Below are 23,870 nucleotides of genomic sequence, written 5' to 3' on the forward strand. Positions count from 1 at the left end.
AATGCTAAGGGAAGTTAGGCCTCTTCGATAAACGCCCTAAAAATTTAAACTAAAACAATTGTGAGATTTATTATATTTGGATATAATACAAGGCATAACAAATAATTGAGGATACAGGGAGGAATATATTGATGCTAAAGTTTGATGAGGGGTTATTTCTTGATCTTGTAGAAAAAGAGGGCCTTGCTTTTAGAGGTCAGATTGAAGAAATCGTAGATGGAATCACAAAAAGGGGCTACAGCAATATTTTCCTGATCGGGGCTGGTGGCACCATTGCCATGATGTATCCATATGAATACATTTTAAAATCAAATTCTACCATTGATGTCCATGCAGAAATTGCTGCTGAGTTCATGGTGATGGATCATAAGCATTTCAGCAAAGATTCAGTCTGTATTTTTACATCTGTATCTGGGACAACTCAAGAAACAGTTGCCGCTGCTGAGTATTGTAAAGCAAAAGGGGCTACTACAATCGCTTTAGTTGCAGAGCCAAATACCCCGTTAACACAAATTGCGGATTACTGTATAACGACAGGTTCTGAAACGCACTCTTTTGATACTTTCTTTATGCTTTTGTACATGTTCGTCTTCCGTTTCATGTATAACAATGATGAATTCCCACAATATGAACAATTCACGAAGGAGGTTTCTCTACTTCCACGTGCAATTCTGGATGCCGTTAATTCTTTTGATAAAAAAGCAGAGGAATTTGCCATTACCCATAAAGACACGGATTACCACATGATGGTCGGTTCTGGTAACCTATGGGGAAACACTTATTCATATGCGATGTGCATTTTAGAGGAAATGCAATGGATCCAAGCGAAATCCATCCACGCGGCAGAGTTTTTCCATGGTACGCTTGAACTTGTTGTTGAAGATACAAGTGTTATTTTACTAAAGGGAGAAGACGAAACAAGACCGCTGATGGACCGTGTAGAGAGATTTGTAGAAAAAATCTCAAAAAATATAACGGTTATTGATACCAAAAACTTTGATATGGAAGGCATCAGCGAAGAATTTAGAAAGCACTTTTCTGTTAGTATTAACTGGTCAATATTAAGTCGAATCAGCGTTTACCTTGAGCGTGAAAGAAATCATCCATTAACACTTAGAAGATACTATCGACAAATGGAATATTAAGATATGTAGAGCATTACTTAGTAGTGCCCAAGACTGTATCTTAAAAAAAGTTCCAACAGATCAAAAAAGCATTCCAGTTGATTGGAGCGGGTGTGCGAGACTCCTGCGGGAAATACGTGCCCAAGGGAGACCCCACACACAGGCGCACATAGCGCCAAAGGAGGCTCCCTTTCCGCCGACTGTCTGCCAAGCCTCATCAAAGCATGAGCCAATGTGGTCTTGGCTAGCCAGTTATTCGGCAGGAGTGTCGCAAATCTCTTCAATTCAGAGGGTGTTTCGTTTCATTCTTAAAATCAAGTAAAAAACATGAAGGATTCACCTGACGTCAAAACGGAGCACTACTTAAGTAGTGCTCATTTCTTAAGTTCAAAGAAAGCGGGGGAAAATGATGAGAACGGTTTCAGTCGGAGATAACTGTATGGATGTCTATCAAAAGAGCGGGGAGGTCTATCCTGGCGGTAATTCTTTAAATGTGGCTGTCTATTTAAAAGGGTTAGGTGCTGAATCTGCTTATATTGGCTGGGTGGGTTCCGATCAATATAGTGAAAAAATGGTTCAAGCGATTCTGGGAAAAGGCGTTGATATAACTCATCTTTCGAGGAAAGAAGGAAAAACAGCGGTTACTTTTGTTGAAATGGTAGGAAATGACCGGAGGTTTGGAGAATACGACGAAGGTGTCATGGAACATTTCTGTTTAACGACGGAAGAACTCCAATACATTCAAACATTTCAGCTCATACATTCAGGGATTTGGGGACATGCGGATAAGTTCTATTCCTTTTTTAAAGAAAAAGGAATGCTCACGTCTTTTGATTTCTCAGATCAGCTTGATCACGATTTAGTGAAGACTTTGCCGCAGTTTGTTGATTATCCTTTTTTTTCTTATACGAAGGATGATGCCTTTATCCGCCAATTTCTAAAGGATGTAAAAAATCAAGGATCTAAAATTGCGGTCGCCACTTTAGGTGAAAATGGTTCACTTGCCTATGACGGTATTCAATTTTATCAATGCGGTGTCGTTGAAGCGAAAGTGTTGGACACTATGGGGGCAGGGGATTCCTTCATTTCTGGATTCATTTATGGAATATTGAATGGCAAATCTATCGGCAATTGCTTGGAATTGGGTACAGAGTCTGCTGCGAAAACAATTAGATATTTCGGTGCGTGGTGACTGGGACTGGAAATAATGTATAATAGATAGTAAATAATAAATTTTGACGGATAAGGATGAATCTAATATGAATTTAAATCCTTCAACCCCTCAGCCATTATATATGCAAATAAGGCAAATGTTGAAGAATGATATTCAGAACGGTAAATATAAACCAGATGAACAGATCCCAACCGAAGCGGAGCTTTGTGAAACTTATAGCGTTAGTCGCATTACCATACGAAAAGCAATAGAGGAATTGGTGAAGGAAGGAACACTGACACGTATTCCGCGCAGAGGTACCTTTGTTGCATCTAATAAGTTCCATAATGAATTGTTATCCATAAGTGGATTCTCGGAGTTTAGTCATCAGCTTGGGATGATACCTAATTCCCGGATTTTAAGAAGTGAGGTCATACCAGCGCCAAAAGATGTTGCAGGTCATCTCCTCATTGAAGAAGGTAGCCCCGTTCTCGAACTTGAGAGACTCATGTATGTGAATGATCGTCCGCTTTTCTACGATACCGCTCATTATTCGTTAATTCGTTTTCCGGATTTAGAAAAGAAGATTGCAAGGGATGAATCAACTTATAAAATCCTTATGGAAGATTACCATACAGAAATAGTCAGTAACGATAAAATTATAGACGTGATTGGTGCTACAAAAAACTATGCTAAATTTTTAGAATGTGATATTGGCGCCAATTTATTTAGAATATTAAAGACCGCCTTCGATGCAAACGACCGGCCTGTGCATCTTTCAACGTTCATGTGCGAAACCAACAAGGTCAATCTGACTGTTCATCGGGCAAAATAGGTCATGCCAGTTTATTGGCATGACCTATTTTGGTGTATTACTCCTTCAACTCTCATCTTCCAATCTTTCTTCTTTGATCATTGCATATAAAATATCCTTACAATTAAAACATAAGATTTTTTTGTTATCTAACAGAATACCGTTCAGAAATCCAGCAGTACAATATACTTTACGTGCACAGCGAACACAATTGCCAACTAGTTCGTCCATCGATACATCCCCTTATTCAGGAATCGGATATTGTTTGGTTTTCTATTTTGAATAAAGGTAAAGGCCAAAATCTTGCATAACGGAAGTGTGCCCCATTTGCCGCAACATGGTAGCAATATTGCCACGATGATATGATCCGTGAGTGACAACGTGTAAAACCGATTCGGAAATGGAAGTTTCAAGCAACCCAGCATATGGGTTATCCACGACAATTACCTTATCCGTATCCTCCTCTGTACTCAGTATTTCTTTGTTTCTGTCGTATAAAGCTACAAATATTTTTTTCATTTCCTCAATACTTTTCTTTTCAACCTCTTCTCTTAATTGATTGGAACATGCCATTGCTTCATCCATACTTTTACCCGAGATAATGTCAAACCACGCATAATCTGTGAGATAAATGTGAGACAACACTTTTGAAACCGACGAAAAACCACTCTGAATTTCCTTATGGTAAATGTGCTGTGGAAGATCATTTAACCGATCGATGATGACTCCGTTTGCCCATGAGTGATAGTTATACATTTCTAATACTGGCTCGGGATGATTCATTAAAAAAACCCCCATATACACTAGTTTTTTCGTATTCAACAATTTATGCAGTAAAAACAAAAAAATACACGAATGTATAATTATTAATATACTGTTCTCTTATATATATAACAATTCCCCCTAACCGTTCGTACGCTCATCGCGAATTTCCAATGTATAAAAAAGAGGTTTTGAGATAATACGGACTACTTATCACTCTGATTAGAAAAATGAATAGTTAGTGGAGGTCACCTTAGAGTATAATTTCTTGCAGGAAAACAGCTCCTTATATCGAACTGATAGTAAAGGAGATGGTATTTTTATGAATCTGAGGATCAAATATAGGCTTTATATCCATGTAGACGGAAAACTTATTCCAGAACAGTATGACCGATACGAGATACTAAATGTCAGGGAAGGTATAGATCCAAATGATACTAAGGATTACCAAGAGCTCATTAGTAAATTGAGTAAGTCGATTAATCGACCACTAAGTGAATTTGAAATAAAAAACTATGAAACAATGTAAGTGCAGTTACGTATTCTAAAATTTTCTTCTTCATTAGAATGAAAATCAAAATATAAAAGTGAAAATATTTAAAGAGAACTAGTTTCAGTCTCATTTTTCTTCTTTACTAGTTTAAAATGTTGTAGGTATCTGAGTGAGCACCGCCTGATGTATCTCTAAAAATAACGGCGGTGGTATAGACTTGCTCCGGTAGAGGCCAAGGAGACACACATGATTGAAGTGCATGATATATAACGCCAATTAAGCGCGCCATTTTCTTGGAGCGCTTAATTGGCGTTTACTCATTTAAATCAGATATCCGTCGAAAATATTGTTTACGGCTTATTTATTGAGAAATTGTTTCTGATTTTTTGAATAGTCGTTGAAGCGCTTCATCCGAATGGGCTGGCATTTATATTTGTGAACAAAAAACCTCCTTATTAACCTTGACTTTGTAATATTTATTTCATATTATATTTTATAATGAAATGTTTATTTTAATAATTAGGGAATTCACTTTGGGTACAACCGGGGGTGAATGAGAAGCTTGGAATGATGGTTGGTGGAAGCAATTTCAAAGTGTATACCTTATCTTCTTTTATCTTCTTATGGTCGGGCTGGACCTGGTTGCTTAATCAATTGAGTATCTGGGTTTGGTCTGAAAAATATCCACATTTAATAGAAGTTTGATTAAATTGTAAAAAATATCTTCTATTATTTATCAATCCTTTCGCATGAAAGAAATCTATATAAAGGGGAAATTAATTATGATACTACACGAGAAGAATTCATTGTCAGAAAAAACGAAAAAATCAGCTGATTTATTTGAAAAAGCTTGTGACGTGATTCCGGGCGGTGTCACAGCACATATTAAATACTTTCCGCCACATCCATTAATGATGGAAAAAGGAAAAGGCAGTAAGTTATATGATGTAGATGGCAATGAATATATCGATTATTTATTATGTTATGGAGCTCTTATATCAGGTCATGGTCATCAACAAGTATTTGATGCTGTGACAAAACAAATGTTAGAGTCTGGAACTACCATATTCGGTACGCCTCACAAGATGGAAACAACAATGGCTGAAAAATTAGTAGGGTTATATCCTGGGATTGAAATGGTTCGTTATACGAATTCGGGCTTAGAAGCTACACTTCTTGCAATTCGTACGGCGGTGGCTTATACCGGAAAACCGAAATTGGCAAAGTTTGAAGGACATTATCATGGGGGATATGATCAAGTATTAGTGAGTGTTAACCCTGATATGGATCAGGCAGGTAACGCAACAGCTCCTAAAGCGGTAGGGGAATCAAGAGGAATACCAGATTACTATATTGAAAATACCGTCATTCTTCCATTCAATGATTTAGAATCTACCGAGAAGATCTTACGTTCACATGCACATGAATTAGCAGGTGTTATTTTAGAGCCAATTCAAGGAGGGTTCATACCTGCTGAACAAGAATTCATGGAAGGACTTCGTAGAATAACAGAAGAACTTAATATTGTGCTTATTTTCGATGAAGTAAAAACAGGTTTCAGGATATCAATTGGGGGAGCTCAAAAAGTATATGGCATTAAACCGGATATCACTACCTTAGGAAAAGTTCTGGGCGGCGGATTCCCAGTAGGGGCCATTGGAGGTAAAAAAGAAATAATGATGATTACCTCTGCTAGAGGCGGACGAGATATTTTAACAGCTGGAGCAGATAATGCAGATAAACAAAATCCGTTATATCATAGTGGAACATACAATGGTCATCCAACCATATTGGCTGCCGGTTTAGCAACTATTGACTTATTGGAACAAGAAGGAACAATGGAAGATTTGTTTGCTAAGACGCAATCTTTACGTAAGGAACTTGAGAATGTGTATAAAAAACATGGCTTAAACATGCAAACGGTCGGTATGGGCAGTATCTTTAACATTATCTTAGCCGAAGGCCCGATTAAAAATTATCGTGATATGAGCAGGGCAAATACGAAGTTAAGAAAAGAGATTGACTATGAGTTATTAAAATTAGGTATTTATACAAAGCCGCTAAATCGTTATTCGATGTCTGTTGTACACACGGAGGAAGATATTCTTCGAACTGTGGAAGCGCATGACGAAGCCATTGGGCGGATCCTGAAATAATTCAGCTTAACTGAGTGTCAGATGAGAAAGCAAAAGGCCCGATCAAAGCGATTTTAATTGATCTGGCCTTTTTTAATTCCACCATGGCACTTGCAATTAACTTGACAAAAAAGGATGAAAAAACCTATTGTTAAATTATAATCCTTCACAAAAAGGAAATAGATACTCCTACAATACATAAATATAATTAAAGGGGCGCTCTTTTTAATGTCAAACGTCTATCAAAACATCGCTGGACAAATAGGGGAAATGAGCAAGTCCCACGTGAAAATAGCTACATATATTTTAGAGAATCAAACGACCGTTCCTTTCTTTACAGTTGGGAAATTAGCAAAAATGGCAGGCGTCAGTGATGCCACTGTTGTACGGTTTGCAACCTCCCTTGGCTATACAGGCTATCCAGAGATGCAGCAGTATATGCAGAATTCCGTTAAGCAGCAGCTGACAACGACAGAACGATTGAAGATGTCCCAAAAAGTATACAATAAAGAGTCTTCAGGGGTATACGAAGTTTTCCAGGATGACATCGCAAACATAAAATCCACTATGGAGAAATTGGATGAAGATGCATTCCATGAAGCAGTGAAATGCTTATTACAAGCGAGACGAGTATATGTTATCGCAAACCGCAGTGCCACTTCCCTAGGCGTGTTTTTGGAATATTATCTTCAAATTGTTTTAAATAATGTGGAACTTCTGCAGTCATTGGAGAATTCATCGGAAAAGTTATATAATTTAGGTGAAAAAGATGTAGTGATTGGCGTCAGTTTTGCACGATATACGAAAAGCACAATTCAAATGTTTTCGTTTGCAAAGGAAAAAAATGCGACAACAATTGCCATTACTGATAATTTACTCTCACCGCTTATTCCTCATGCGGACATTCCGTTGACAGCATCCAGTCAGATGCCCAGCTTCATTGACTCTTTCGTTGCACCATTAAGCTTGATTAATGCTTTGATCATGTTTGTCGGAAAAGAGAAGCAGGAAGATATACACGATCGATTAGAAGTTTTGGAAGACATCTGGAGTCATTTTGATGTTTTTCAAAGAAAGAAAATGCAATAGAAAAAAAGCCTTACTCTTCCAATGTGGAAGAGTAAGGCTTTTTAATTTATCACATAATGATATTCCGCCATAGCTTATTTCAATGGAGGCAAATTACTGGATAGTTTACTTTTCTCCTCTGCGCTACTGATTTTCTTTTTTCCGAAAAAATGAGTCAACACAATGATTACCCCGGTTAGTAATAGTGTTGAATATAGTTGGCTTCTTGTAGAATCGATAAAAGCCATGGAAATTAAAATGATGGAAATCCCCAGGATCGTCGCATATGTCAAATATGGGAACAACCACATCTTCACTTTCAGAGCATCAGGATTCTCTTTTTCCAATCTATTTCTCATCCTTAACTGAGAAATGGAAATAACCAAATAAACTAGCAAGATAATCGCTCCTGAAGAGTTAACCAGAAAGAGAAAAACCAATTCAGGCGAAACATAACTCATCACCACAGCAATATAAGAAAATATGGTAGCTGCAAAAACAGCTCTGGCAGGTACGCCATTTTTATTCAACTTACTAAAATATTGTGGGGCATCCCCTTTTTTTGCTAAAGAGAAAAGCATTCGGGATGTTGTATATAATCCAGCATTTAGACATGATAAAACAGCAGTTAGTACGATGAAATTCATGAGGTGAGCTGCAAAAGGAATTCCTAGGTTTTCTAAAACGGCAACAAATGGACTTTGTAATACATTAGCAGAATTCCAAGGAAGTAATGTCACAACTACGGCTATTGAGCCTACATAAAAGATCAAGACACGCCAAATTGTACTATTAATGGCTTTAGAGACGGACTTAACAGGATCCTTTGATTCAGCTGCTGCAATGGTCGCTACTTCTGTACCGGCAAAAGAGAAAAATACAGTGATGACTCCAACGAAGACGGAACTTACACCATTAGGGAAAAATCCCCCGTTTTGCACAAGGTTAGATATTCCAACCGTCGATTCTCCAGAAAATCCGAATATATAAGATACCCCTAAAATTAAAAAGGCGATGATGCTCGCTACTTTAATCATGGCAAACCAATATTCAAATTCTCCAAAGGATTTCACTGAATAGATATTTGTTAAAGTCAAAGCGATTGTCAAGGCCAAAGCAAGAAACCATAAAGGAATACCTGGGTACCACATATTGATGATGGCTGCACCTGCAATGGCTTCAATGGCAATAACGACAACCCATTGAAACCAATAAAGCCACCCAACCGTAGTACCTGCCCAAGGGCCAATTGCGTCCCGGGCATATTCTGAAAATGAACCACTTGATGGATTGGAAGTGGCCATTTCACCGAGGCTCTTCATAATCAAGAACACTAATACACCGGCAATTACATAAGAGACCAAGATGCCAGGCCCGACCTTATGTATGGCAGCTCCACTACCTACAAAAAGACCTGCACCAATGACGCCTCCGATTGCAATCATTGACATGTGACGAGAACTGAGTGATTGTTCTAAATCATTCTGTTGTTTTTTCATGTAAGACCTCCCTGAAAAATGTTGTGTAAAAGCTTACAATTACCCTAACCGAAACTGGATTGATTATAGTTTACACAATTTTTAGATTTTTTGAAATAAAAAATTCAAATTTATATACAAAAAGAAATAATCATTGCTTAATTGAATGAAATAAAATATTATTAAATTAAACACAGATTTCTAAAAAATCTGATAATTTTCGTTTGCAGAAAAGGATGTGCTTTTGTTGATTAAGGTTGCTGCAGTTCAATTACAAGCTATCCCTGGTGAAAGGGATAAAAATATTAAAAATTGTATAGAAATGGTTGAAGAGTCGGCTAAACAGGGAGCTGAATTAATCGTATTACCTGAACTTTGGGTGAGTGGCTACTATTTATCGAAGGAGCAATTCGAATCGTTGCAAGAGGTTCCGGCTGGAGAAACCGTTACATTATTTCAAAAGCTCGCTAAAGAGTTAAAAGTAATACTCATCGTCCCTTTTGTTGAGGGAGAAAATGGAAACCTTTACATATCCTTAGCTGTAATCGAGTCAACAGGGGAAGTCATTGCCACTTATCGAAAATCATTTTTATGGGGAAGAGAGAAGGATATATTTACTCCTGGTGAGAAAGTCTATAATGCAATAGAAACATCGAAAGGGAAAATAGGTGTTCTTATTTGTGCAGATATTGAATTTCCTGAACCAAGCCGGATTCTAGCTCTTCAAGGTGCAGAACTTATTATTGTTCCTTCAGTGTGGAGTTACGGAGCTGAAACAAGATGGGATATTCAACTTCCGGCACGTGCACTCGATAATACGGTTTATATTCTTGGAGTAAACACGGTTAATGAGGGAAGTTGCGGAAAGAGTAAACTTGTTGCTCCGAACGGTGAGGTCCTATGTGAAGCTTCAAGAACAGAGCAGAGTATTCTAATTCATGATGTGGATTTTTCAATTATATCCGAGGTGCGAAATGAAGTTCCTTATCTGGAGGATTTAGACAAGAAATTGTGGCCGAATGAGTCGTTATTTGCATTGGAAAAATAGATTTTTTCAAAATTCATTAAACGAATCACGTGGGTCTATAACTAAAATCTTATAAAAGTTTATTAAAATCCATTTTTCATTATTAAATGATTAATGGATTTTTTGTTTTATTAGGAATTATAAGCAAAATAATTTTTGAACCATGAATCGGGTTTTTCGAATTATCATGCCCCTTCTAAAGGTCAATGTATTGATCCCTGTAAAACTACATTTATCACAATAATAATTATAAACCGGGGAAAAATTTCAGAAAATTATTGTTTTTCTGAAATATACACTTTATAATTTACCTAACAAACGTTAGGTGGGGATGAATTGAAAAAGCAAGAATTGATAGATGCAGCCCTTTTGCATTATTCACTACATGGATATCAAGGAGCTACCATGAAGAAAATCGCGGATGAAGTGGGAATAAAACCAGCATCCATTTATTTTTTTTATAAAAACAAAGAGGAATTATTTATCGCCGCTTTTCAACATTTACTTGATAACCATTTAGCCGAAATGAAACGAATTTTAGCTAAAACAAGTTCACGATCAGTTGATCGGATTTTTAGCGAAATGCTTCATGGGATCGTTAAGTATCACAAAAATGATGAGAGAGGGACTATGGCGTATATATCGTTAGTTACGTCACCCATTCCGGAAATCAAACTATATTTACAAAAGTATTTGTTGCATTTTAATGATTGGATGGCCAGTTCACTTGAGGATCTATTGAGGCAGAGGTATCCGAGCATTTCTTCAGACGAAGTGGACCAAATCATTAAGCAATTTGTTTTACTCGGGAATGGATTATTCTGGGGTATAAACTTGTATGAGGGACAAGATTTAATGGAACAAGTTCATATTGCAGATCGTTTCATCAGCTCCATGTTTAGTGATATAGAGAGGAAATATGTGAAGTCATAATTATGGCAGGAATGGATTAGTTGCTAAAAGGGGGTGATATAAATAATAAAATCATGACAAAGAAAAAATGGTTCAGCATGTCTATTAAAAACAAAGGAGTGTATTCCAATAAAAATTAAAGTGATCATGCCAGTTATATCGGATATTTTTAATGAAGAAATTAGAAAAGAGATTAAATCTTATGTTTCTGAAAGCACTGAAGTAGGAGTTTGCAACCTTGATTATGGACCTGAATCAATTGAAAGCGAATATGATGAAGCACTATGTATACCTAATTTCCTGGAAAAAGCAAAGCAGGCTGAAGAAGATGGGTATCAGGGTGTAATCAGTGATTGTTTTGGAGATCCAGGTGTGAAGCCTGCAAGAGAAATATTGGATATTCCCGTTGTTGGGCCGTGTGAGTCCTCCATGCTTGTTGCGAGCTCATTGGCAAAATCCTTTTCGATTGTAACGGTGCTGCCTAATGTTGTGCCCATGATTGAAAATATAAGTAAAACTCTAGGTGTGGATGGGAATGTCGCCTCCATTAGATATGTAAATATTCCTGTTCTGGAAGTTCAAGACAAGGAAAAGTTAAAAAGTGCGTTGTTTGAAGAAATGATAAAGGCGATTGAACATGACAATGCCCATGCTTTAGTGTTAGGGTGTACAGGCTTTATGGGTGTTGCAGCGGAGCTTCAGGAACGATTATCGCAAAAAGGTTATGATGTTCCGGTTATTGATCCCGCATTTGCAGCTACAAAGATGCTTGAAATTTTAATTGCTATGGGGGTTAAACAAAGCCGCTTGACCTACATGACTCCACCTTCTAAACAGAGAGTAAAAAGTTCATAAACATTTTTGAAGAAAAAGAAAACACCGAATCTTGTAAAGTGAATTAACGGAATATTCAGGATATTAAAGATTCAGGATAGCTTTAAAAAGGCAGGGAAATCTCCAAGTTGATCGATAAAGCTGAGGAGTAATTCATAGGGGGTGAGTTTATGGAAGATCATACAAAGTTGGGAGACGATTACTCTCTATCGAGAGTTCCACAAAATGCGAGATTGCCAATGTGGGATATCATGATTGTCAGAGTCGGTGCCCTTGCTACACTTTCTCAATTTATGCTAGGAGCGGCATTAGGATACGGAATGACTTTTTGGCAGGCGTTTTGGGCCATGATGTTTGGAAGTGTCATTTTACAAGTTATAAGTTTTCTAATCGGTTATGCCGGTGCACGTGAAGGGCTTTCAACTAGTCTATTGTCGCGTTGGACAGGATTCGGCAGGTATGGTTCGAGTATCATTGGCGCGGTCATTGCTTTTTGTACAATTGGCTGGTTTGGAGTGCAGAACACTGTTTTTGCTAATGGATTGGTCGAAGCCACCGACGGTAAATTGACCCTCCCAATTGCAGCTGCCATTACCGGATTAGGTGTAACTGTGCTGGTTATATTTGGTTTTAAGCTATTAAGCATGACAGCTAAAATTACCGTTCCTGCCTTTTTATTGGTGGTAGGGATTGGCATCTATCAAGTTCTTAGTGATCATTCCATTTTAAGTTTAATGGGAACGCCGCCTCCGGGAGAGAGTCTTTCTCTGGGAGTGGGTGCAACAATGGTTGCTGGAGGATTCATTATTGGTGCCGTAATCACACCTGACTTCAGTCGGTTTGCCCGAAATGGTAAGGATGTTTTTTGGATGACTACCATTGGTACGCTAGTGGGTGAACTAGGGGTGGGAATGATCGCTGTGTTAATGGCCCATGCAGCAAAAACGAGCGATGTCGTCAGCATCATGCTACAAACATCTGGCTGGCTTGGCGCTGCAGTTGTCGTTTTTTCCACAGTGAAAATTAATAACGTAAATTTATATTCCTCTTCTCTTGGCTTTACTAATATTTTCGATTCTGTTTTTAAGGTCAAGATGAATCGAGGACTCGTTACACTTGTAATTGGTGCTATCGGCACTTTGCTTTCCATTATGGGCATTCTTGATAGATTTGTAGACTTCCTTGTTTTACTTGGAATCATGATACCTCCAATAGCCGGAATTATGGTGGTTGATTACTTCGTGCTTAGAACGTATCGAAAAGCCCTTGATGAAAGCAGGGAAAAAGGAACATTGCCATCTGAGCCTGAAAAATTGAATCCAGTTACATTAGTTGCCTGGGCAGCAGGATTTGCAAGCGGCTATTTCATTACAGTTGGCATACCATCTATCAATTCCCTTCTAATAAGCGGCATTATCTATTACGCAGGTGTGTTATTCACAAAAGCCATCAAAGGGAAAAAAGAGAATAGGGATCATATCGCATCATAATTTTTGAAAATCGGGGGTTGTGAGAAAATGAGGAGATTAGGTAAACAGGAAATTGAAGATATAGCAGTAGGTGCGGCTTTACTCGGAACGGGTGGAGGAGGAGATCCTTACATTGGTAAACTAATGGCTTTACAGGCAATTGAAGAATACGGGGAAATCACATTGTTGGATGTGGATGAAGTTCCTGATGACGCACTAGTAGTTCCTTCCGCGATGATGGGAGCACCGACGGTAATGTTGGAAAAAGCTCCAAGTGGTGAAGAAGCAACAGCTGCTTTCAAAAACCTCGAAGCTTATTTAGGAAAAAAGATTTTTGCAACGATGCCGATTGAAGCAGGCGGAGTGAATTCGATGGTGCCACTTGCGCTTGCTGCCAAACTTGGCTTGCCTGTAGTGGATGTTGATGGAATGGGAAGAGCTTTCCCCGAATTGCAGATGGTCACTTTCTATTTGGATGGAATTGCAGCCACTCCGATGGTTCTTGCGGATGAAAAAGGCAATACGTCACTGCTCTCAACCATAAACAATGTCTGGACGGAAAGGATTGCCCGTGCCGCAACGATTGAAATGGGCGGTTCCACCATGACAGCCATCTATCCAATGACAGGAAAGAATATAAAGGAAAGTGGAATTAGAAATATACTAAGTTTAGAAGAACAAATCGGCAAGACAATAAGGCTTGCAAAGCAAAACAATGTTGATCCAATAAAAGAAGTGTTGAATAAGGCGGACGGGTTTGAATTGTTTCGTGGAAAAGTGAGTGATATCAACCGCAAGACAGAGGCGGGATTTGCTAGAGGTGTGGCAACATTCGAGGGAATCAATGAGTATAAGGGAGAAAAACTCGAGGTGCGATTCCAAAATGAACATTTAATTGCACAGACAGAGAAACGCTTGCTTTGTGTCACTCCAGATTTGATTGCCGTGCTTGATGCAGAAACAGGCTTGCCAATCACTACTGAAGGGATCAGATATGGAGCAAGATGCGTGGTGATCGGAATGCCATGCCATCCTAAGTGGCGAACGGAAAAGGGAATTGAAGCTGTAGGCCCAAGATACTTTGGCTATGAAGTTGGTTATGTACCTGTTGAAGAACTAGTGAAAAAAGGAGGGATAGCATAATGGGTGTTTATCGAATAGGAATTGATGTCGGGGGAACCCATACAGATGCAGTGCTTTTAGATCAATATAATCAGGTCATTTCGGAAACGAAATCGCATACAACGGAGGATGTTTCCATTGGCATCTATACAGCAATGAGAAAAATAATCGATGATGCAAAGGTTCCGGTGGAGCAAATTAAGTATGCAATGCTCGGTACGACCCATTGTACAAATGCTATCGTTGAACGAAAGAGATTAAACAAAATCGCAGCAATCCGTATTGGTGCACCGGCTACTTTAGCAGTTAAACCGCTGATCGGCGTACCTGAAGACCTCTGCGCAGTACTCGGAAAATACGTATACCTAATCCGCGGCGGACATGAATATGATGGCCGTGAGATTGTTGAATTAGATGAAGCCCGTTTGTATCAAATTGCAGAAGAAATCAATGGGAAAGTGGATTCCATCGCGATTACATCTGTCTTCTCACCTGTATCGCAAACACATGAACAAAGAGCAAGTGAAATTTTCAAAGAAGTGCTGGGAGAAGAAATTTCAATTTCTTTATCTTCAGAAATTGGTTCAGTCGGTTTACTGGAAAGGGAAAATGCGACGATTCTTAATGCTGCTGTCGTAAATGTCGCTAAAACGACTGCTGACGGATTCATCAATGCCCTGAAGAATGAAGGAATTGAGGCAAAAGTATTCTTTTGCCAAAACGATGGGACATTAATGTCAATTGAATATGCGGTTAAATACCCAATCTTCACTGTTGCTTGCGGTCCGACTAACTCATTAAGGGGAGCATCCTATTTGAGTGAGTTAACAGATGCAATCGTTGTTGATGTTGGGGGGACAACAACAGATATTGGTGTTCTAGTTCAATCGTTTCCAAGGGAATCTTCTTTGGCAGTAGAGATTGGAGGAGCCAGAACAAACTTCCGGATGCCTGATTTAATTTCGATTGGACTTGGCGGAGGGACAATAATCCGCATAGAAGATAATGGGGAGTTTACAATTGGACCCGACAGTGTCGGTTACCGACTGCCAGAAAAATCCTTGATTTTCGGAGGTGATACTTTAACGACAACTGATGTTGCTGTGGCTCTTGGTAAGGTGGAACTTGGGGATGCTTCAAAAGTGGCTCACCTTGATAAGGAATTATTAAATAGAGTCTATTTAAATATGGTCAATCTGGTCGAAGAAGCCATTGATAAGATGAAAACAAGTGCTGCACCAGTGCCTGTCATTCTCGTTGGAGGTGGAAGCATCCTTTTACCTGAGGAATTAAAAGGTGCATCTGAAGTCATACGCCCGTTACATTCAGGTGTAGCAAATGCCATTGGGTCGGCTATCTCACAGGTTAGCGGACAGATTGAAAAAGTATATGCACTAGCTGAAATAGGAAGGGAAACAGCATTGGAACAGGCAAAGGAAATAGCGATGTCAGAAGCGATCAGCGCCGGAGCCGATCCAGAAACGCTTGTTATTGTCGATATAGAAGATGTACCTTTAGCGTATATGCCTGGGAATGCAACCCGTATTCGTGTGAAAGCAGCTGGTGATTTAGCCCAGACTGAAATGAATGAACTGGTGTAGGCGTGGCAGGGGACTGTAGTTTAGCTATTTACTGTGCAGATGGAAGCTTTTCTTTTTTCAGTAAGTGGAAAAGGCGAGGCGCTATGCTAACACAGATAAATAAGCTTATACACTAACTTGTTTGCCGAATAACATTGAATATAAATGTTTTTGATTGGCGATAATTATATTATTGTACTACCCCCTAAGTGGTACTCCTCCATTGTTAAAAGCCCCTCTCTTAATCGAGGGGCTTTTTTTGTGTCGGGAATTGTTAAATGAATTTGTAGGAGCTTTTTGGACTGCATTTAGATTGAATTGGATTTTTTATACTTCTGTCCAACCAAAAATATCAGCGGTGAACCTATAATGCTTGGAAGAAACCAAAAAATTAATGGGTTCCATTCATTCAAGAAAGTTATATTGGGTACATTCACTACAAGAATGGCAGTACAAATGGCGATATAGGAACCGAGCATCCCGCTAATATGAGATGCGATCCAGTTTTTCCATTTCTTCTTACCAGCAAGATAGCCTATAAATGCGAAAGAATATGAAAATATCCCAATGAAAAATAAATATGCGCTGCTTTCCCAATTCAATATTGCCATTGTCAGGGATGTGACAAAGAGTACAACATATGCACTGTGATAAATTTCACCACAAATTGTATGCATACCTCTTTTTTTATTTGAAGACATAGCACCTATTCCACTAATAAGACATATGCCTCCAGCGAAAATATGAATGAATAGAATGATCTGAAAGATAAGCATCTTTCCTTTCGTTAAATAATCAATATCATAACGTAACAGATTAAATATTTATTTTATTATAATACAAATATTTACCAAAATATGAATGTAATTTTTGCAAAGAACAAAATCAATTTAGTTATGGAAGATGAGTTTCAAAATACAATGGAACATCCTTTGCAAAAAGGGTTCAGACGCTGTATTCGTGGCGGATAGTCGTCAGTGAATCTGGTTTTTTTATGAGTTGAAAGGGCATACCCACTCAAATAGGCAGTATGCGTCGTCCTTTTTAAGGATAAAGGAGGATTTTTCGTTTCATTTGAAGAATGTTTTGAGGAATGGGGGTGGATTATTTGCGACAACATATTGAACAGGACTTATCTAAAGATGATATTTTTAGAATGATTGTTAAGCACCTTGATGTATTTCCGTTGACTAGTCTAGAGGCTATTAGAGAAGTGATCAGAAGTTCATTAAAACAAAGAGGCTTGATAGGGGGGATGAATAAACAATCAGGAGCCGCTAATGTAGCATATAACCGGAAAATATCAAACCAGGATATCCAGTTATTAAATGATTGTATTTGTGACCTTCTATATAGCCGCATTATCCAACCTGGTATTAATGAAGTTAATCAGGATTTACCATGGATTTCTGTTTCTGATAAAGAGAAACTTAAAACATATCTAAAATGAAAAATATAGTATTTAATCTGAAAAAAAAACCTTTATCATTCATGAAATATTTTCTTCTTCTACTTAAGGGGCACCATTTCTGTAAAGAATAAGGTTAAAGCATGAACGCCCACTTAGAGGTCAGTTTTTTTTCATATTCTTAATATATCGCGGCCCAATCAAATTAATATTTGAGGCTGCTGAATTCGTAAAACTTCAACGTTAGTTCAAAATTAGCTGCTCCAATTTTCTTCTGTACGACATAATTTCCGTGCACGTTCTCAGATTCTAATAAAATTAAGTGACTCGAAAAGGTAACCCCCTTTTTGAGTCACTTAATTTTATTCACGAAAAGACGTTATAATGTTAAAAATCCAGTAAATTGTGGTCACTAAGCCATGAGCGGACACAATCAATAAACTTTTTAGTGGCTGGGGATAAATTAGGTTTTGTAGCAATACCTATAAAACGAAAAGACTCCTTTTCCAAATTAAGTATACGAACGTTTTTAGGGATTTGAGATAAAGTCATTTCTGGTCTTATACTGATTCCTAAATTATTTTGCACCATGGCCATAATGGCTTGATCATCTGATACCTCAAATTTCACATTCGGTTTAATATTATTTTCTCTAAAAATTTGATTTATTTCATTATCCCAACCTACTTTGGGCATAATCATAGCTTCTTCTTCTATTTGTTTAAAGGTTATTTTATCTTGATTATGAAGAGGATGCTGATCTGATAGAATACAAAGCAAGTTATCCTGTTTTAAGGGAAGAAATTCAATTGATTTCGAAGTAGGTAAAGTGAGAAAACCACAATCAATAACCCCGCTTAAAATCCACTGTTCTAAGGTAGAGTAATCACCTTCAAACAATTTCACGACGATGCCTGAATAATCATCTTGGAACTGTTTTATAATATAAGGCAACCATTGAATAGCAACACTCGAAAATGTACCTATTCTCACTACACCCACATCTAATCCGTTTATTGCTGATGCTTCTTGTTTCATTCTATCATTTAAGATTAAAATATCACGGATATATTCAAGCATACGTTCACCGTTATTTGTTAAATAAATCCCTGATCGATTTCTTGTGAGCAACGAGAAACCTAATTCATTTTCAAGACTATTAATTGCATGGCTGATGCCAGATTGTGATAATTTTAACATTTCTCCAGCCTTTGTAAGACTCCCTGATTCGACTACAGTGTGAAATACTTCAAATCTACTAAGTGTCATCTTTATCTCCTTATTCTATTAATTCACCTCATACATTACATTATAAACATTCATTTTAATAATGCAAAATATTGGGTTATACTAGAAATAATCCATATAATCGATCCTGCAACTTGAAGTAGCTTCATGCTAAGTTATACGGTCTCTATCTATATGATAAATACTATTTAGGAAAAATGAAAACGCTTTAGTTATAAGTGGACAGTAACAGCTTATTTAGTTTTTCATTCTATTTTTTTAAAGCGCTTTCTTTGCAGTTTTAAAATGTGTTTAACTATGTATTTAATATGTAGATGTGAGTTGTATGTGAGAATATGTGACATGTTTATTGGAGGGGATATAGTTTATGGATATAATAAATGTTTGAATAAATAAAAATCCAAAAAAGTATTTCTAAAAAAGTCCGAATTTTCAAATATCTTTAGGGAGTAATAGAATAATCCATTGTAATTAAGATAGCTCAGGATTTTATGAATTCACTGTATGTATATTAAAGTTTCTCTAAAACCGAATAAGGAGGAAGTTTCCCATGAATTTTGAAGTAGAAATATCGGTTCAAGAAATTTTACAGAATAAACATTTTGAACATGCAAAAGTAATCGCTGGAAAATCCGGACTATATCGGCAGGTCAGATGGGTCCATGTTCTGGAAGTGCCATCTATTGAAAATCTGTTAAATGGAAATGAACTTATTCTATCTACAGGGGTTGGATGGAATGAAGATAAAGAGGTTTTTGGTTCATTAGTTCAACAGTCTATTAATTCTAATGCTGCTGGCCTCTGTATAGAATTAGGATCTTATTTATCTAAGGTACCAAAAGCAATTATAGAATTAGCTGACTCTTGCGATTTTCCAATAATCGTTTTCTTCAAAAAAGTGAAATTCATTGATATTACCCAAGAGATACATAGTCTATTTATAAAAAAACATTATCTAACTCTTTCGGAATTGGAAGAATATTCGAGTAAATTGAATCAATTACTTCTTACTTCTAATCCACAAAAAAAAATCTTGCAACTTTTACATGAGCAATTAAAAGTTACAGTAGTGAACATTTCCAATCAAGGGGAAGTTCAAGTTATCTCTAAAAAGACAAAAGCAGAACAAAAGCAAATAATTCAATCTCTAAAAGATGATAAGTTATCCAATCATTTGAACATTGCTCACCAATCTGTACAGGCCCTAAATCAGACTTTTGCAGATTTGTTTATTATTTCGGAAAGGGAGGATATTACCGAATTTGAATCTCTAATTTTAGACCGAAGTTCTATAGCTCTAGCTCAAAGTCTTTTACGCGAACTATATTTTGAAGAACAAAGTAAGGCTAAAGAAGCTGAATGGGTCCGAACTTGGCTTGAAGGGGGGGAAAGTGATGAACAAATTCATAGATATCTTTCAGAACTTGAACCTAATCTCAAACCCAATGGATGTACTGTTTTACTCTGTAAAGTGGATAATCTGGAAAAAGTAATTTCAGAATTTACCTACTTAAAATTATATATTCGCTCTATTTTTGAACAAAGAGGTATCTTCCTTTTAGCTCATACTGAAAAAAATAAAATGATTTTTGTACTTCTTAATAACCGCAAAAATAGTGATTTCAAATGTAGAGTGCTAGAAGGAATAGAATGTTTGAAAAGATCTGATTTTATAAAAAAACAAAAATTCCTTGAATTTAGTGTAGGGAAATTTGTGAATAATTTAAGTCATGTTAACAATAGTTATCATACAGCAATCGAAACATTAAATATTCGAGAAAAAATACCAAATGAATTAAGCAGTTACTTTTATGAGGATTTATATATTTTCCGCATGATATTAGCCGCCCATGATCAAGGAATTCTTAACGACTTTATTGCAGATTATTTGGGTCCGGTTCTATCACAAGATCAGCAGAATAGCGGTGAGTTGCTAAAAACACTAAAAACATATTTACAATGCAAAGGTGCAAAAAAAGAAACAGCCGAACAGCTCCATATTGTTCGCCAGACCTTGTACCATCGCCTTGAAAAATTGTACGAATTAATCGGAAGAGATTTTATGGATTCCTATAAGCGTCAAGCGATTGAAGTAGCAATTTCTGCTTATGAATATCTTTCTACTTCTAAGCCGGAGTATGAATACTCTTCCTTGCCAAGGGCAGCTAATAGTTTGTACTAAAGAACTTTAGTTTTGACGGGGGAGAATTATATGGAGGAAGTTATAAACTGGCACAATGGCAATGGAGTTGTTTGGAGTTCAGCACTGGTTTAAATTTTCTTGTAATTAGGACTATTCTATTTAATAGCTACTCACTTCCTTCAAATAAGACATTTCAAGGACATGAGAAAGTTAATTTTTTAAGGTGGAAGTTCTGGTTAAGGGTTTTCTCCTTTCCAAGCATTAGCCATAGTAGGCAACATCTCTAATAAAGGGGAAGTTCAAGTTATCCCTTAAAAAAACAAAATCAATCTTTAAAAGATGATAAGATACCCAATCATTTAATCATTGCTCACCAATCTGTACAAGCTTTAAATGAGACATTTGCAGATTTGTTTATTATTTCGGAAAGGGAGATATTACCGAAATTTAAAGTAGGTAGCAACAATAGTATGGCTTGGTTTAAACAGAAACATACTTTTAAATTAAGCTTTAAGAGGAAGACACTATTGTCATCATCTCTTTAAAACCGTTGGCAAAAATGAGATTTCAGAAAAGGAATAAATGAATGAAGGGGCGGTTTTTAATGGAGACATTAGTAAATTGGTTGAATGGGTATATTTGGAGTCCGGTTTTGGTTTTTATCTTTCTGGGAATTGGATTAGTTTACTCAATTGCTACTCGTTTTCTTCAGTTGAGATACGTTAAGGAAATGGCTGTATTGGTGTTTGATAGCAAGAGTTCTTCTTCTGGAATTTCCTCTTTCCAAGCATTAGCTTTGTCACTAGGCAGTAGAGTAGGAGTAGGAACCATTGCAGGTGTAGCTACGGCTATTGCATATGGAGGACCAGGTGCAGTCTTTTGGATGTGGGTTACGTCTTTTCTTGGAGCCAGTACCTCATTTGTTGAAACAACCCTTGCTCAAGTATATAAAAGCAAACAAGATGGTGAATTTCGAGGAGGCCCCCCTTATTATATTGAAAAAGGTTTAGGAATAAAGTGGTTTGCCGTATTATTTGCCATTGTTACCATGATTGTGTCGGCAGTTCTGCTGCCGGGTGTACAGGTAAACGCTGTTTCTGCTGCAATGGATAATGCATTCGGCGTAGAACCTGTGGTAACTGGATCAATATTTGTTGTTGCTCTAGGTCTGGTTATTTTTGGTGGTATCAAACGAATTGCAACAGCTTCTGAGTTTTTGGTGCCTATTAAAACAATTGCTTATCTTGTTGTATGTTTTATAGTTTTGCTTGCCAACATCAATGAATTGCCTAGTGTAATTGCGCTCATCTTTAATAGTGCTTTTGGTATGGATGCTACCTTTGGTGGGATTATAGGTTCTGCAATCGTATGGGGGGTAAAAAGAGGGGTATACGCAAACGCAGCAGGAGTCGGTAGCGAAACGTTTGGACCTGCTTCTGCAGAAGTATCCCATCCTGCTAAACAAGGATTAGTCCAGGCCTTTTCTGTCTATATAGATACATTGATACTTTGTTCAGCAACTGCATTCATGATTCTTGTTACAGGAATGTATAATGTCGGAGCAGAAGGAAAACCATTAATTGTAAATAATATTGGTAACATTGAGCCAGGCGCAATTAATGCGCAACAAGCAGTAGAATCGGTATTACCAGGGTTCGGGTCACCATTTATTGCTATTTCCCTCACACTTTTTGCTTTTACTACTTTATTGTCATACTATTATACTGCAGAAACGAACCTTGCTTTTCTTAATCGTAATCGTAAGGTGAAAATGGTTTGGCCGAGCTATATTTTAAGAATTGGCATGGTGATTGCTGTCTTCTATAGTAGTGTGAAAACATCTGCTCTGGCATGGGCTCTAGGAGACACAGGCTTAGGAAGTATGGCCTGGTTAAACGTTATTGCTCTGCTTCTTCTCACAAAACCTGCACTCAAAATACTAAAGGACTATGAAAATCAGAAGAAAGAAGGAAAAAATCCTGTGTTCGATCCAGTAAAGATAGGATTTAAAAACGCTGATTATTGGGAGAGAGAGTCCGAAAAAAGAGAAAATTCTGAATTAATAGAAAGAAAAAATATACCTTCCTAAGAAAAAAGTGATTGATGTTGGGGTGGATATCGTTGATACGGCGATTTGATATCTTGCAGGATTAACTTCTCAACCAAGTGTACAAACACTCCAATATGCATTATACCAGACTGTGTATTTCGTATGTTTAATAGTGATATGTTTTCCGCTCATGCCGCTCTTTGTAAAGATATGGGCGAAAATTTAATAGGTATCTTATATATGTCGAAGTTTTATCCACGAAAGGGAGAAAATTCATATGAATGTTCGTGTTGTTGTTATTACAGGGGCTGGAAGTGGGTTAGGTGCTTCATTGGCAAAAAAATATTCTGATCTAGGCTGTCACGTGTGCTTGCTTGGACGAACCAAAACAAAACTTACTCGAACAGCTGAAACATTAAGTAACAATTATTCTATCTATGAAATAGATATTTCGTCTAAAAATGATGTAGTAAAAACCATGCAATTGATTAAAGAAGAAGTTGGACTAATTGATCTATTAATAAATAATGCAGGAGTTGGCTTCTTTGATTTGACGGAAAATTTAAGCGAAGAGTCTGTCCATCAAATGATTGATATTAACTTAAAAGGCACTATCTTTTGTACTCAAGAAGTATTAAACGACATGAAAAAGAGAAATCAGGGTTGTATTGTCAACATCGTATCTCTATCAGGTAAGAGAGGGAAAATTAATGAGTCTGTTTATAGTGCGAGTAAATTTGGCGCAAGAGGGTTTACTGAAAATCTAGCCATTGAACTCGAGGATACTGGGATCAGGGTATTTGGAGCTTATATGGGGAACATGAAAACTGAATTATGGGAGGGGGCTAGAATAGAGGAAACGTATATGGAACCAGATGATGTTGCTGATATCATCATGGAAAGTATCAAACCGCGAAAAAACGTATTAGTTGAAGAAGTGGTTATTAAAGACAATAAATATAAGAATTAACAAAATAAGGTGTTTATACAAAGTCATATTAGTTAGAGTCTATTTAAAATTAATAAAGATAAAAAATACTTACATTTTAG

General features: G+C 37.2%; 21 protein-coding genes. 16 read left to right on the forward strand and 5 right to left on the reverse strand.

The genetic code is table 11. The features are described 5' to 3' along the window. The first annotated feature begins 131 nt into the window (after window positions 1-131). The 3 genes from BW986_RS15050 to BW986_RS15060 all read left to right on the forward strand — a co-directional run bounded on the left by BW986_RS15050 (window position 132) and on the right by BW986_RS15060 (window position 3,112). A complete protein-coding gene (locus BW986_RS15050) occupies window positions 132-1,145 on the forward strand; it encodes an SIS domain-containing protein (protein WP_076368689.1) in 1,014 nt (337 codons plus the stop codon). Between the two features lie 388 nt (window positions 1,146-1,533). After that, complete coding sequence (frlD, locus tag BW986_RS15055; protein ID WP_076368690.1) at window positions 1,534-2,316, forward strand: fructoselysine 6-kinase; 783 nt, start codon at window positions 1,534-1,536, stop codon at window positions 2,314-2,316. 67 nt (window positions 2,317-2,383) lie between these two features. Next, window positions 2,384-3,112 carry a GntR family transcriptional regulator gene (locus BW986_RS15060; RefSeq protein WP_076368691.1) on the forward strand — a complete coding sequence of 243 codons (729 nt, stop codon included), beginning with the start codon at window positions 2,384-2,386 and terminating at the stop codon, window positions 3,110-3,112. Window positions 3,113-3,157: 45 nt separating this feature from the next. Here the strand turns inward: BW986_RS15060 and BW986_RS30260 are convergent, their stop codons facing one another. Together BW986_RS30260 and BW986_RS15065 are read right to left on the reverse strand one after the other, a co-directional pair. Beyond that, window positions 3,158-3,322 (reverse strand): hypothetical protein, encoded by a 165-nt coding sequence (locus BW986_RS30260; protein ID WP_179086082.1) that lies wholly within the window; start codon window positions 3,320-3,322, stop codon window positions 3,158-3,160. A gap of 42 nt (window positions 3,323-3,364) precedes the next feature. Continuing rightward, window positions 3,365-3,874, reverse strand: a complete 510-nt coding sequence (locus tag BW986_RS15065; RefSeq protein ID WP_076368692.1) for a DinB family protein — start codon at window positions 3,872-3,874, stop codon at window positions 3,365-3,367. A gap of 301 nt (window positions 3,875-4,175) precedes the next feature. Here BW986_RS15065 and BW986_RS15070 point away from each other — a divergent pair, with 301 nt between their 5' ends. From BW986_RS15070 to BW986_RS15080, 3 genes are all read left to right on the forward strand, one after another. Beyond that, the gene (locus BW986_RS15070) at window positions 4,176-4,382 is read left to right on the forward strand and encodes a hypothetical protein (RefSeq protein ID WP_076368693.1); all 207 of its coding nucleotides are present in this window, start codon (window positions 4,176-4,178) and stop codon (window positions 4,380-4,382) included. A gap of 746 nt (window positions 4,383-5,128) precedes the next feature. Next, window positions 5,129-6,502 (forward strand): aspartate aminotransferase family protein, encoded by a 1,374-nt coding sequence (locus BW986_RS15075; protein ID WP_076368694.1) that lies wholly within the window; start codon window positions 5,129-5,131, stop codon window positions 6,500-6,502. Between the two features lie 207 nt (window positions 6,503-6,709). Beyond that, a complete protein-coding gene (locus tag BW986_RS15080; RefSeq protein WP_076368695.1) occupies window positions 6,710-7,570 on the forward strand; it encodes a MurR/RpiR family transcriptional regulator in 861 nt (286 codons plus the stop codon). 74 nt (window positions 7,571-7,644) lie between these two features. On the opposite strand, the gene BW986_RS15085 is transcribed toward BW986_RS15080, so the two are convergent. Further along, window positions 7,645-9,048, reverse strand: a complete 1,404-nt coding sequence (locus BW986_RS15085) for an amino acid permease (protein WP_076368696.1) — start codon at window positions 9,046-9,048, stop codon at window positions 7,645-7,647. 217 nt (window positions 9,049-9,265) lie between these two features. Here BW986_RS15085 and BW986_RS15090 point away from each other — a divergent pair, with 217 nt between their 5' ends. From BW986_RS15090 to BW986_RS15115, 6 genes are all read left to right on the forward strand, one after another. Then, window positions 9,266-10,075, forward strand: coding sequence for a nitrilase-related carbon-nitrogen hydrolase (locus BW986_RS15090; protein WP_260320861.1), 810 nt, complete (start codon window positions 9,266-9,268; stop codon window positions 10,073-10,075). A gap of 315 nt (window positions 10,076-10,390) precedes the next feature. Further along, the gene (locus tag BW986_RS15095; RefSeq protein WP_076368698.1) at window positions 10,391-10,987 is read left to right on the forward strand and encodes a TetR/AcrR family transcriptional regulator; all 597 of its coding nucleotides are present in this window, start codon (window positions 10,391-10,393) and stop codon (window positions 10,985-10,987) included. A 126-nt stretch (window positions 10,988-11,113) separates the two neighbouring features. Continuing rightward, a complete protein-coding gene (locus BW986_RS15100) occupies window positions 11,114-11,821 on the forward strand; it encodes an aspartate/glutamate racemase family protein (protein ID WP_260320862.1) in 708 nt (235 codons plus the stop codon). A gap of 149 nt (window positions 11,822-11,970) precedes the next feature. Then, a complete protein-coding gene (locus tag BW986_RS15105; RefSeq protein WP_076368700.1) occupies window positions 11,971-13,290 on the forward strand; it encodes a purine-cytosine permease family protein in 1,320 nt (439 codons plus the stop codon). Window positions 13,291-13,317: 27 nt separating this feature from the next. Beyond that, entirely contained in the window at window positions 13,318-14,412 is a 1,095-nt protein-coding gene (locus BW986_RS15110; RefSeq protein WP_076368701.1) for an S-methyl thiohydantoin desulfurase family protein, read from the forward strand. Then, on the forward strand, window positions 14,412-15,992 hold the full coding sequence (locus BW986_RS15115; protein ID WP_076368702.1) for a hydantoinase/oxoprolinase N-terminal domain-containing protein: 1,581 nt from the start codon (window positions 14,412-14,414) through the stop codon (window positions 15,990-15,992). Before BW986_RS15110 ends, BW986_RS15115 begins: the two co-directional genes overlap by 1 nt. A 287-nt stretch (window positions 15,993-16,279) precedes the next feature. Here the strand turns inward: BW986_RS15115 and BW986_RS15120 are convergent, their stop codons facing one another. Next, entirely contained in the window at window positions 16,280-16,747 is a 468-nt protein-coding gene (locus tag BW986_RS15120; RefSeq protein WP_076368703.1) for a DUF2306 domain-containing protein, read from the reverse strand. Window positions 16,748-17,079: 332 nt separating this feature from the next. Between BW986_RS15120 and BW986_RS15125 the strand changes: the two genes are divergently transcribed. Beyond that, entirely contained in the window at window positions 17,080-17,421 is a 342-nt protein-coding gene (locus tag BW986_RS15125; RefSeq protein WP_142244628.1) for a hypothetical protein, read from the forward strand. A 345-nt stretch (window positions 17,422-17,766) separates the two neighbouring features. Here BW986_RS15125 and BW986_RS15130 read toward each other — a convergent pair whose 3' ends face one another. Then, window positions 17,767-18,648, reverse strand: coding sequence for a LysR family transcriptional regulator (locus BW986_RS15130; protein ID WP_076368705.1), 882 nt, complete (start codon window positions 18,646-18,648; stop codon window positions 17,767-17,769). A gap of 529 nt (window positions 18,649-19,177) precedes the next feature. On the opposite strand from BW986_RS15130, the gene BW986_RS15135 reads away from it, so the two are divergent. From BW986_RS15135 to BW986_RS15145, 3 genes are all read left to right on the forward strand, one after another. Beyond that, window positions 19,178-20,809, forward strand: coding sequence for a PucR family transcriptional regulator (locus BW986_RS15135; RefSeq protein WP_076368706.1), 1,632 nt, complete (start codon window positions 19,178-19,180; stop codon window positions 20,807-20,809). Between the two features lie 565 nt (window positions 20,810-21,374). Beyond that, entirely contained in the window at window positions 21,375-22,859 is a 1,485-nt protein-coding gene (locus tag BW986_RS15140; RefSeq protein WP_076368707.1) for an alanine/glycine:cation symporter family protein, read from the forward strand. Window positions 22,860-23,097: 238 nt separating this feature from the next. Next, on the forward strand, window positions 23,098-23,790 hold the full coding sequence (locus BW986_RS15145) for an SDR family oxidoreductase (RefSeq protein ID WP_076368708.1): 693 nt from the start codon (window positions 23,098-23,100) through the stop codon (window positions 23,788-23,790). The last annotated feature ends 80 nt before the right edge of the window (window positions 23,791-23,870 follow it).

It is taken from the genome of Peribacillus simplex, assembly GCF_900156045.1.
Classification (GTDB): domain Bacteria; phylum Bacillota; class Bacilli; order Bacillales; family DSM-1321; genus Peribacillus; species Peribacillus simplex_D.

Excerpts from the sequence above, each read along its gene's own strand:
- BW986_RS15050 (WP_076368689.1), top strand. The coding sequence starts at position 132 with ATGCTAAAGTTTGATGAGGGGTTATTTCTTGATCTTGTAGAAAAAGAG.
- frlD (WP_076368690.1), top strand. The coding sequence starts at position 1,534 with ATGAGAACGGTTTCAGTCGGAGATAACTGTATGGATGTCTATCAAAAG.
- BW986_RS15060 (WP_076368691.1), top strand. The coding sequence starts at position 2,384 with ATGAATTTAAATCCTTCAACCCCTCAGCCATTATATATGCAAATAAGG.
- BW986_RS30260 (WP_179086082.1), bottom strand. The coding sequence starts at position 3,322 with ATGGACGAACTAGTTGGCAATTGTGTTCGCTGTGCACGTAAAGTATAT.
- BW986_RS15065 (WP_076368692.1), bottom strand. The coding sequence starts at position 3,874 with ATGAATCATCCCGAGCCAGTATTAGAAATGTATAACTATCACTCATGG.
- BW986_RS15070 (WP_076368693.1), top strand. The coding sequence starts at position 4,176 with ATGAATCTGAGGATCAAATATAGGCTTTATATCCATGTAGACGGAAAA.
- BW986_RS15075 (WP_076368694.1), top strand. The coding sequence starts at position 5,129 with ATGATACTACACGAGAAGAATTCATTGTCAGAAAAAACGAAAAAATCA.
- BW986_RS15080 (WP_076368695.1), top strand. The coding sequence starts at position 6,710 with ATGTCAAACGTCTATCAAAACATCGCTGGACAAATAGGGGAAATGAGC.
- BW986_RS15085 (WP_076368696.1), bottom strand. The coding sequence starts at position 9,048 with ATGAAAAAACAACAGAATGATTTAGAACAATCACTCAGTTCTCGTCAC.
- BW986_RS15100 (WP_260320862.1), top strand. The coding sequence starts at position 11,114 with ATGCCAGTTATATCGGATATTTTTAATGAAGAAATTAGAAAAGAGATT.
- BW986_RS15105 (WP_076368700.1), top strand. The coding sequence starts at position 11,971 with ATGGAAGATCATACAAAGTTGGGAGACGATTACTCTCTATCGAGAGTT.
- BW986_RS15110 (WP_076368701.1), top strand. The coding sequence starts at position 13,318 with ATGAGGAGATTAGGTAAACAGGAAATTGAAGATATAGCAGTAGGTGCG.
- BW986_RS15115 (WP_076368702.1), top strand. The coding sequence starts at position 14,412 with ATGGGTGTTTATCGAATAGGAATTGATGTCGGGGGAACCCATACAGAT.
- BW986_RS15120 (WP_076368703.1), bottom strand. The coding sequence starts at position 16,747 with ATGCTTATCTTTCAGATCATTCTATTCATTCATATTTTCGCTGGAGGC.
- BW986_RS15130 (WP_076368705.1), bottom strand. The coding sequence starts at position 18,648 with ATGACACTTAGTAGATTTGAAGTATTTCACACTGTAGTCGAATCAGGG.
- BW986_RS15135 (WP_076368706.1), top strand. The coding sequence starts at position 19,178 with ATGAATTTTGAAGTAGAAATATCGGTTCAAGAAATTTTACAGAATAAA.
- BW986_RS15140 (WP_076368707.1), top strand. The coding sequence starts at position 21,375 with ATGGAGACATTAGTAAATTGGTTGAATGGGTATATTTGGAGTCCGGTT.
- BW986_RS15145 (WP_076368708.1), top strand. The coding sequence starts at position 23,098 with ATGAATGTTCGTGTTGTTGTTATTACAGGGGCTGGAAGTGGGTTAGGT.